At 73.1% G+C, this 9,095-nt stretch carries 10 protein-coding genes and 1 pseudogene; 7 read left to right on the top strand and 4 right to left on the bottom strand.

What is annotated here, in order from left to right:
• Window positions 1-142 precede the first annotated feature (142 nt).
• Window positions 143-1,801, bottom strand: a complete 1,659-nt coding sequence (locus ACOV8S_RS09060; protein WP_448317190.1) for a catalase — start codon at window positions 1,799-1,801, stop codon at window positions 143-145.
• Between the two features lie 209 nt (window positions 1,802-2,010).
• On the opposite strand from ACOV8S_RS09060, the gene ACOV8S_RS09055 reads away from it, so the two are divergent.
• The 5 genes from ACOV8S_RS09055 to ACOV8S_RS09035 all read left to right on the top strand — a co-directional run bounded on the left by ACOV8S_RS09055 (window position 2,011) and on the right by ACOV8S_RS09035 (window position 4,520).
• Complete coding sequence (locus ACOV8S_RS09055) at window positions 2,011-2,217, top strand: hypothetical protein (protein WP_108953245.1); 207 nt, start codon at window positions 2,011-2,013, stop codon at window positions 2,215-2,217.
• Window positions 2,218-2,404: 187 nt separating this feature from the next.
• Window positions 2,405-2,830, top strand: a complete 426-nt coding sequence (locus ACOV8S_RS09050; RefSeq protein ID WP_448317189.1) for a MerR family transcriptional regulator — start codon at window positions 2,405-2,407, stop codon at window positions 2,828-2,830.
• The gene (locus ACOV8S_RS09045; protein ID WP_448317188.1) at window positions 2,827-3,159 is read left to right on the top strand and encodes a thioredoxin family protein; all 333 of its coding nucleotides are present in this window, start codon (window positions 2,827-2,829) and stop codon (window positions 3,157-3,159) included. The genes ACOV8S_RS09050 and ACOV8S_RS09045 overlap by 4 nt, the downstream gene beginning before the upstream one ends.
• Before the next feature lie 179 nt (window positions 3,160-3,338).
• A complete protein-coding gene (locus ACOV8S_RS09040) occupies window positions 3,339-4,052 on the top strand; it encodes a nucleotidyltransferase domain-containing protein (RefSeq protein WP_448317187.1) in 714 nt (237 codons plus the stop codon).
• A 33-nt stretch (window positions 4,053-4,085) separates the two neighbouring features.
• Complete coding sequence (locus tag ACOV8S_RS09035) at window positions 4,086-4,520, top strand: SgcJ/EcaC family oxidoreductase (RefSeq protein WP_448317186.1); 435 nt, start codon at window positions 4,086-4,088, stop codon at window positions 4,518-4,520.
• 67 nt (window positions 4,521-4,587) lie between these two features.
• On the opposite strand, the gene ACOV8S_RS09030 is transcribed toward ACOV8S_RS09035, so the two are convergent.
• Entirely contained in the window at window positions 4,588-5,037 is a 450-nt protein-coding gene (locus tag ACOV8S_RS09030; protein ID WP_448317185.1) for a DNA-binding protein, read from the bottom strand.
• A 65-nt stretch (window positions 5,038-5,102) separates the two neighbouring features.
• Window positions 5,103-5,822, bottom strand: a complete 720-nt coding sequence (locus ACOV8S_RS09025; protein ID WP_448317184.1) for a TetR/AcrR family transcriptional regulator — start codon at window positions 5,820-5,822, stop codon at window positions 5,103-5,105.
• A 139-nt stretch (window positions 5,823-5,961) separates the two neighbouring features.
• Here ACOV8S_RS09025 and ACOV8S_RS09020 point away from each other — a divergent pair.
• A pseudogene (locus ACOV8S_RS09020) lies at window positions 5,962-7,681 on the top strand (CocE/NonD family hydrolase).
• Between the two features lie 10 nt (window positions 7,682-7,691).
• Here ACOV8S_RS09020 and ACOV8S_RS09015 read toward each other — a convergent pair.
• Window positions 7,692-8,060 (bottom strand): YybH family protein, encoded by a 369-nt coding sequence (locus ACOV8S_RS09015; RefSeq protein WP_448317183.1) that lies wholly within the window; start codon window positions 8,058-8,060, stop codon window positions 7,692-7,694.
• 116 nt (window positions 8,061-8,176) lie between these two features.
• Here ACOV8S_RS09015 and ACOV8S_RS09010 point away from each other — a divergent pair, with 116 nt between their 5' ends.
• The gene (locus ACOV8S_RS09010; protein ID WP_448317182.1) at window positions 8,177-9,055 is read left to right on the top strand and encodes a LysR family transcriptional regulator; all 879 of its coding nucleotides are present in this window, start codon (window positions 8,177-8,179) and stop codon (window positions 9,053-9,055) included.
• The last annotated feature ends 40 nt before the right edge of the window (window positions 9,056-9,095 follow it).

Here is a 9,095-nt window from a genome sequence, read left to right as displayed (position 1 = left end):
GGTGCGGCCGGTCTCGCGGCCGCGCCCCACCGGGACTGACCCCCGCGGCGTCGCCCGCCCGTATCCCTCGCGCGCGCAGCGAGAAGCCCCCCGGCCCGTCCGCCGGGGGGCTTCTCGCGGTACGTCGTGGGGCAGGGCCGGGTCAGCGGGTGACCACGAACCGTTCGTTGGGCACACAGTGGGTCATGGTGAGGCCCTGGACGTCGCGCGGCGGGTTGTTCCCCAGGTTGCGCAGCCGCTCCTTGTCCTCGTCGGTGAGGTCCTGGCTCTGCAGCGGCTCCAGGTGGGCGACGTCCTTCGCGCCGATCCCCAGGCCCTCGCCGACCCGGGTGCCGAAGTCGTTCTCGACGAGCAGGAAGTGCCAGACCATGCGCTCCTGGACCGGACGGTCGCACTGGGAGAGCAGGTCGATCATGTTCTTGACCAGGTCGTCCCGCTCCCACTCCTCCAGCAGGCAGTAGCGCTGGCCGGCCTGCAGGTAGTCGTTGGTGCGCGGGATGCGCTTGCGGGTGAGGCGTCCGCTGATCTCCGGCCCCTGCTCGTCGTGGGTCGGATAGTGCGCCTCGCGCAGTCCGCCCAGGATGGACGGCTCGTAGTTGACGATCGGGTTACCGCCCCCGCCGTCGACGTGGTACGCCATCTGGCCGTCGCGCTGGTTGGTGCGCACGAGTCCGTGGTCGGGCTGGTTGACCGGGAGCTGCAGGTAGTTGGGGCCCACCCGGTAGCGCTGGGTGTCGCTGTAGGAGAAGGTGCGGCCCACCAGCATCTTGTCGTCGGAGAAGTCCAGGCCGTCGACCAGCACGCCGGTGCCGAAGGCGATCTGCTCGGACTCGGCGAAGAAGTCCTCCGGGCAGCGGTCGAGCACCATGCGGCCCACCGCCTTGGGCGGGAACTCCTGCTCGGGCCAGGTCTTGGTGTCGTCCAGCGGGTCGAAGTCGAGCTCCGGGTGCTCGTGGTCGTCCATCATCTGGACGAGGAGCTCCCACTCCGGGTACTCGCCGCGCTCGATCGCGCCGTAGAGGTCCGCCGTCGCGTGGCCCACGTCCTGCGCCTGCAGGTTGGCGGCGTCCTCCTCGGTCATGCTCCTGACGCCCTGCTTGGGCATCCAGTGGTACTTCACCAGCTTGGTCTCGCCCTGCTGGTTGACCCACTTGTAGGTGTTGACGCCGAAGCCCTGCTGGTGCCGGTAGTCGGCCGGGATGCCGCGCGGGCTGAACAGGTTGACCAGCATGTGCATGGACTCCGGGGTCTGCGACATGAAGTCGAAGATCCGGCGGGGCTGCTGGACGAAGGTGACCGGGTCCGGCTTGAGGGCGTGGATGACGTCCGGGAACTTGATGGCGTCCCGGATGAAGAAGACGCCCAGGTTGTTGCCGACCAGGTCCCAGTTGCCGTCCTCGGTGTAGAACTTCACCGCGAAGCCGCGCGGGTCGCGGTTGCACTCCGAGGAGTCGCGCCCGCCGATCACCGTGGAGAAGCGGCAGGCGACCCTGCTGCGCCTGCCCTTCTCCTGGAAGAGCTTCGCCCGGGTGTACCGGTCGATGGGCTCGTCGCCCCACGCGCCGTAGGCCTCGAAGTATCCGAAGGCGGTCGCCCCACGGGCGTGCACCACCCGCTCCGGAATCCGCTCGCGGTCGAAGTGGCTGATCTTCTCGAGGAACTGGTAGTTCTCCAGCGTGGCGGGCCCCCGCGCGCCCACGGTGCGCTGGTTCTGGTTGTCGTAGACGAAGTGTCCCTGCCGGTTGGTCAGGATCTCCCTGTCGTCACCCTGCGCGGGGCCCTTGCTGGATACGTCCGTCATGCGGGGGTGCTCCTTCGGCTGGCTCGCCGCGCTCACGCACCGTATACGGGCGCGCGACGCACGGTCATGGGGCTTTTAAGGTTTTAGCACTTTTTGTCCACGGCGGCGAACGGCCACTCGTCGCGAGCCACCCGATGACCGCTTTGCGCGCATAGGCGAGGTTTCGTGGGGGTACGCGGGTGGCTATCGGCGAGCCGAGGGAGAGACCCATGTCGACTGCACAGCCCGACGAGTCCCGCGCCTCCTTCGAGGGGGTCACTCCGGACGGGAAGCTCCATGCCCGACCCGACTCCGAGGTGACCCCCGAGGATCTTGTCCTGGCCACGGGACGCGATGTCACGCCGGACACCCTCAAGTGGGCCGAGCGCAAGCTGGCCTCCGAGGGTTCCGCCGCGCTCGAGAAACTGCTGCCCTAGCCGGGCCGGGGCGGCCGTTCCTCTCCGAGCCTTCCCCGCGTCCTTCCCTTCCCCACCGGGGGCGGCCACGACCGCCCCCGGTGGCGCGCGTGCCCGTGCTCCGGTCCGCCCCGGCCCGCAGCACGGTTTCCGTCCCGGGCGCGGGACGCTTGCCTTGACGTCGGCGTCAAGCCGTACCGTCGTCGGCATGCGAATCGGCGAGCTGGCCGCTGAGGCCGGGACCACCACCCGCACCCTGCGGTACTACGAGTCGCGCGGACTGCTGTCGGCGCGGCGGGACGGCAACGGGCATCGCACCTACGACGAGGGCGACCTGGCGCAGGTGCGGCAGATCAGGATGCTGCAGGACTTCGGCTTCGGCCTGGAGGAGACGCGGCCCTTCGTGGAGTGCCTGCGCGCGGGTCACGCGGAGGGGGACTCCTGTCCGGCCTCGCAGCTGGTGTACCGGCGCAAGCTCGACGAGCTCGACTCGATGATCGAGCAGTTGCGTGGGGTCCGGGAGAAGGTCGCCCGGCAGCTGGTCCGGGCCGAGCGGACGCGCGACGGTCTGGCCGCCGAGGCGCTGGTTCCGGGGGGCCCGGAGCCCGTCTGCGAACTGGGAGGACGAGGATGATCAGGGCGAAGGGCGTGGCCGAGGTGTCGGACGCCGATTTCACGGCGGAGGTCCTGGGGGCGGAGCTGCCGGTGCTGGTGGAGTTCACCGCCGACTGGTGCCCGCCGTGCCGGCAGATGGCCCCGGTGCTGACCGCGCTGGCCGCGGAGGAGGGCGAGCGGCTGAAGGTGGTGCAGCTGGACGTGGACACCAGCCCGGAGACGACCAACCGGTACGGCGTGCTGTCCATGCCGACGTTCATGCTGTTCCGCGGGGGCGAGCCGCTGCGCTCCATGGTGGGCGCACGGCCCAAGCGGCGGCTGCTCGCGGAGCTGGAGGAGGCCCTGTAGGCCGCCCACGGCAGGCAGCGCGCGAGGACGCGCCGGGGATCCTGCCGGGGCCGCCACGGAGGCGGAGCCTGGGCGGTCCGCCGGAAAATGCGGGTGACGTGCGACGACGCCCCCACGAGAATGGGCGTCACGCGGATCGGGCACCTACCTCCGCGGCGCGACCAGGGGAGGCGGCCACCATGACCACCGTTGCGAATGTCCTGCTGTCCGGGATCGTCGGCTCCACGGCGTACGGGCTCGCCCACGCGGGTTCCGACGTGGACCGGCTCGGCGTCTTCGCCGTCCCCACCGTGGACCTGCACGGGCTGCGGCGGCCGAAGGAGTCGCACGTCACCACCGCACCGGACCGCACGCTGCACGAGGCGGCCAAGTGGTGCCGGCTCGCCCTCTCCGGCAACCCCACCGCCATGGAGCTGGTGTGGCTGCCCGAGGAGCTGTACGAGGTGCGCACCCCGCTGGGGGACGAACTGGTGGCGATCCGCGCTTCGTTCCTCAGCGCCGGGCGGGTACGCGACGCCTATCTCGGCTACGCCGTCCAGCAGTTCCGGCGACTGGAGCGGCGGGGCGACGGTTCCTTCTCCGCGGACCTGCGGAAGCGCACCTCCAAGCACGCGCGCCACCTGAAACGGCTCTGCGTGCAGGGGCTGGAGCTGTACACGACCGGCTCACTGACCCTGCGGGTCGACGATCCGCAGGAGTTCCACGACTTCGGCGCCCGGGTCGCGGCGGACCCCTCGGCCGCGGAACCCCTGCTGCGCCACTACGAGTCCGCCTTCGCGGAGGCCCGCAGCGTCCTGCCGGAGGCCCCGGAGGAGGGCGCCGTGGAGGCCTGGTTGCACCGGGTCCGCGCGCACTTCTACGAGCCCGCGGCCCAGGGCGAGCCGGTGGCTTGACCTCGAGCGTGGTCGAGGTCGCACGGTGGGGGCATGACGTCCTTCGCGCACGACACGAGCCGCCTGCCCGCCGACCCCGAGGGAGAGACCGCCGCACTGCGCGCCCTGGTGGCGACCGTGGAGCGGGTGCAACAGGAGGAACTGGTCGAGGAGTTCGTGGCGCTCTTCCACGCCGACGCCCTCTGGACCACCAGCGCCGGCGCCCGGCTGTACGGGCGTGAGGCCATCGCCGACTTCACCGCGAAGGCGCTCCCCGGATGGAGCGCGGGGGGCGCCCGCGCCACCTACGAGGTGGAGCACGTGAGCTTCGTCCGGCCCGACGTCGCCGCGGTCAAGGTCCGCCAGCGCTACTTCGCCGCGGACGGCACGCCGGACGGAGAGGGATCCCCGCTGTACGTGGCGTCCAAGGAGCAGGGGCGCTGGCTCCTGACCGCCTGCCAGAACACCGCCGTGCGACCCACGGACTGACGGAGGGCGGCGCCGCGGTGTCCCTCCGCCCGGGACCCAAGGGCGGGCCCGGTGCCGGGGCACGGCGTCAGGAGGCCCCCTCGTCTCGGGCGGTGCGGGAGGCCAGGCGCTCGTAGCGCTGCCGGGCCGCCTGCTGGGTGCCCAGGCCGAGCCCGAAGGCGATCTCCTGCCAGGTCATGCCCCGGCCGCGGGCCATCTGCAGCAGACCGGTCTCCAGCTCGTCCAACTCGCCCCGCACCAACGGCAGAAGGGTGAGTGCGGCGGTGATGTCGGCCTTGTCGACCTCGGGCTCGCCGTCCTCCAGGCGGGCGGCGCCGCTGAGCAGGAACGCGACCGTGCGCACCGCCTCGTGCGGTGCGGGGAGCATCGGGTTGGTCTGGCGGCGGCGCTGCTCCTCGGTCGCGGCGTGCCGCTCGGCGATGCGGAAGAGGGCGCCGGGGGCGCGTCGCGACCTGGCCTCCTCGGGGTCCGGCGGCTGGAAGGGATCGGCGACGGGCTGCTCAGGGGTTTCGGACATGCCTCCAGGGTCGGCGCAGCGTCGCCTGTTGTCAATATTTCGTTGTGAACGAATCGTTCACACGGTCAGGCGGGCGCGCCCAGGCCGTCCACGAGCCGATTGAGGAACCGGTCGAAGGTCGCTTCCGGATCGACGGGCCGGCCGGGCGAGGCGAGCGCCTCCGCGAGTTCCGGGTGGCGGCCGTCCGCGGCGACCTCGGCGAGGTACCGGGCCTCGGCGGCCAGCCGGTCGGGGGTCCGCGAGGCCGAGGCCTGGGCGACCTCGTAGGCCACGTGTCCCGCCACGAAGGCGGTCACCTGCGCGAACACCTCCACCCTGGCCGCCCCGTCCAGGCCGGTCGGGCGCAGCGCGGCGAGTACGTACTCCAGGAAGGCGAGGGTGCGGGGGCCCGGGCTGCGGCGGTCGGCGAGGGCGGCCGGGAGCCACGGATGGCGGAGCATGTGGGCCCGCTGCCACCGGGCGACGGCCTTGAGGTCGGCCCGCCAGTCCCCGGTGGGTTCGCGGCCGGCCGGGAGTTCGCCGGCGACGTGGTCGACCATCAGCTCCAGCAGTGTGGCCTTGTCCGGGGCGTAGCTGTACAGGGACATGACGCCGGCACCGACCCGGGCGGCGACCCGCCGCATGGTGACGGCCTCCAGCCCTTCGGCGTCCGCCAGTTCGACGGCGGCGGCGACGATCCCGTCCCGGGTGAAGCCCGGCCGTCGGCCCCGGCGCGGCCGGTCCTGTCCCAGCCACAGCTCCCGCGGGTCCACTCCCCCGGCGCCGGAGGTCTCCTCAGCCGGCATCCGCAGCCACCCTGCCCTCGCTCACGGGCCGCGCACTCCACGGCCTTGCGTCCGCCATCCAAGCATGCCCTATTCTCGTACAAGGTACGAGAACTGTCGGGCCGGACACGCCCGATCCGCCCAGGACGAGGAGACGGCGATGCCGCCCTGCCCGAACCACCCCGCACGGACGGCACGTCGGACATCGGCCGCAGGAAGACCGCCGCTCTCCTCCCGGCCTCCGCGCTTCTCCCGGCCGCCGCTTTCCTCGCGACTGCTGCGGGCGACCTGGCGCGGACTGCCTGCCCGGCGTCACCGGGTGGGTCTGGAGCGGGGTCTGTCCGTCGCCGCCGCCGACGGCAGCGTGCTGGTCACCGATCACTGGTTCCCGCGCACCGAGGGAGACTTCCCCACCTTGCTGGTGCGCTCGCCGTACGGACGTGGCCTGCCCTGGTCGCCGATGTACGGGCTGCTCTTCGCGGAGCAGGGCTTCCACGTCGTGCTGCAGAGCTGCCGTGGCACGGGAGGCTCGGGCGGCTCGTGGCACCTGTGGCGCAACGAAACGGCCGACGCCCTGGCCACCGTCGAGTGGCTCCGGAAGCAGCCCTGGTTCGACGGCCGGCTGGGCACGGTCGGTCCCAGCTACCTGGGCTACACCCAGTGGGCGCTGGCCGCCGCCCCTCCCCCGGAGCTGAAGGCGATGGCCGTGCAGCTCGGCCTGCACGATCCGCACGGCTACTTCCACTCGGGCGGTGTCCTGCACCTGGAGAACGCCCTGATCTCCGGCGTCGGCCTGACGTACCAGCACCAGGGGGTGCTCAGGTTCGCGGCGGCGGCCAACCGGTTGCGCCGCGACGTCCGCCGCGTCGCCGCCGCCTGGCCGATGCGTCCCGCCTGGCGCAAGGCGCTGGGCGAGGACACCGGGTGGCTGGACGAGGCCCTCTCCCGGCCGGACGCCGACGACCCGTACTGGGCGGGCGCCTCCCTGGCCGGGGCCGCGGACGGGCTGCGGGTGCCCGTCGCGCTGATCACCGGTTTCCACGACGCCCTGGCGGGCCAGACCTTCGAGCAGTACGCCCGGCTGCGCGGATCCGGGTGCGAGGTGTCGCTGCTCGCCGGCCCCTGGACGCACGGCTCGGCGCTCCGGGAGGGCTGGGCGGAAGGGTTCGCCGAGATGCTGGCCTGGCTGCGGGCGCACCTGTGCGGCGACCCGTCGGCGCTGCGACCGACCCGGGTGCGGGTCCACGTCGGCGGTACGGATGTGCGGCGCGACCTCGCGGACTGGCCGCCCGCCGCAGCGGAGCCGTCGCCCTGGTTCGCCGCGCCCGGTGGACGGCTGGGTCCGGGGCGCCCCGAAGGACCCGAGGCCGTGGCCTCGTTCCGTTACGACCCCGCCGACCCGACGCCGTCGCTCGGCGGTCCGCTGCTCTCCCCCGGCGCCGGCCCCCAGGACAACGCCGAGCTGGAGGCGCGGGAGGATGGTGACCTTCACCGGGGCGCCGCTCGTCACGGCGCTGGAGGTGACGGGGCGGGTCTCGGCGCGCCTGAGGGTCTCCGCGGACACCGGACGAGGCCACGTCTTCGTCCGGCTCTGCGACGTCGACGCGCGGGGCCACTCGGTGAACGTCTGCGACGGTCTGGCGACGGTGGACGCAGAGGCGGGCGCGATCGTGGAGCTGACCATCCCGATGGGCGACACGGCGCACCGCTTCGACACCGGGCACCGGGTCCGCTGGCAGGTCAGCGGCGGCGCCCACCCCCGCTTCGCCCGCCACCCGGGCACCGCGGAGACGGCGGCCGCGGCGGTGACAAGGACCGCGGTCGAGGTCACCCTCCACCCGGGTTGCGTGCTCCTGCTGCCGGCCGCGGAGGACGGGTGAGCGGCCGAGGTCAGCCGGTGGGCAGGAGGAACTCCGGGCGGTCGAGGACCCGCAGCCAGCTGCCGTCGGGCTGGCGGCGGACGACCTGCGCCCGGGCGCCCGCGCCGTCCTTGGGCGGGGTCGCGGTGAGGGCGATGCCGTCGGCGACCAGCGTGGGCAGTGGCTCCTCCGGCTCGAAACGAGGGCCGGAGGCCAGCACCTTCTCCCAGAGCGCCCGGATGGCCTCCCGGCCGACGGTGGTGGAGCCGGGCGGGTAGGCCATCACCGCGTTCTCCTCGTAGAGCGCTGCCACCCCGGCCGCGTCACCGGCGTTGGACCTCTCGACGAAGAGGCGGGTGATGTCCTCGGGACGCATGGCCTTCTCGGCGTCGGCGGTCATGGTGTTCCTCCCTGTCGGGACGGCGAAGGCGGGTCTCCATCGCTTCGCCTCCAGCCTCTGCCGGGCGGTGCCAGAAGTCCAACAGATGATGGCTCTGGCTACTAGAATCAGCAGTCATGGAACTGCGTCAGCTGGAGTACTTCGTCGCGGTCGCCGAGGAGCGGAACTTCACGCGGGCTGCGGAGCGGGTGCACATCAGTCAGTCCGGGGTGAGCGCCCAGGTCCGGCAGCTCGAACGGGAGCTCGGCGCGGAGCTGTTCGACCGGTCGGCCCGGGCCGCGACCCTCACGGTCGCAGGGAAGGCGGCCCTGGAGCACGCCCGGGCGGCGCTGGCCGCGGCCGAGGCGGTCCGCCGGAGCGTGGACGAGGTGACGGGACTGCTGCGCGGGCGGATCTCGGTCGGCATGGTCGTGGGGTGCACGGTGCTGCCGCTGTTCGAGGCGCTGGCCGCCTTCCACGCGGCGCACCCCGGTGTGGAGCTCTCGCTGACCGAGGACAACTCCGACCGGCTGGTGGAGGCCGTGCGCGGCGGCGCACTCGATCTGGCGCTGGTCGGGACGGCCGCCCCGCCGGAGGGGGTCGGATCGGTGACCGTGGTGAGCGAGCCGCTGGTCGCGGCCGTGGCCCCGGGACATCCGCTCGCGGGCCGGGAGCGCGCCGCGTTGCGCGAGGTCTGTGCCCATCCCCTCGTGTGCATGCCGACGGGCACCGGCCTGCGCACGGTCCTCGACCAGGCCTGCGCCGCCCAGGGGCTGCGGCCCGGCATCGCCCTGGAGGCCAGCGCGGCCGGCGCGGTGGCGGACCTGGCCGCCCGCGGCCTCGGAGTGGCGATCCTCAGCGAGTCGATGGTCGCGGGTCACGCCGACCGGCTGACCGCCGTCGCCCTGAGCGATGTCGCGGCCCCCGCGCTGCTCGCCCTGGTGTGGCGCGACGGCGTGCCCGCGGTCCCGGCGCTGCTGCGGCGGCTGCGGCAGGCGTTCGGCGTGGCCGGGTGAGCGGAGCGGGCCCGAGCGGAGCGGGTCAACGCTGCAGCCC

The sequence above is a fragment of the Streptomyces sp. CO7 genome, assembly GCF_053474865.1.
Note: the sequence above shows the minus strand (reverse complement) of the source record. Positions and strands in the feature narration are given on the sequence as shown.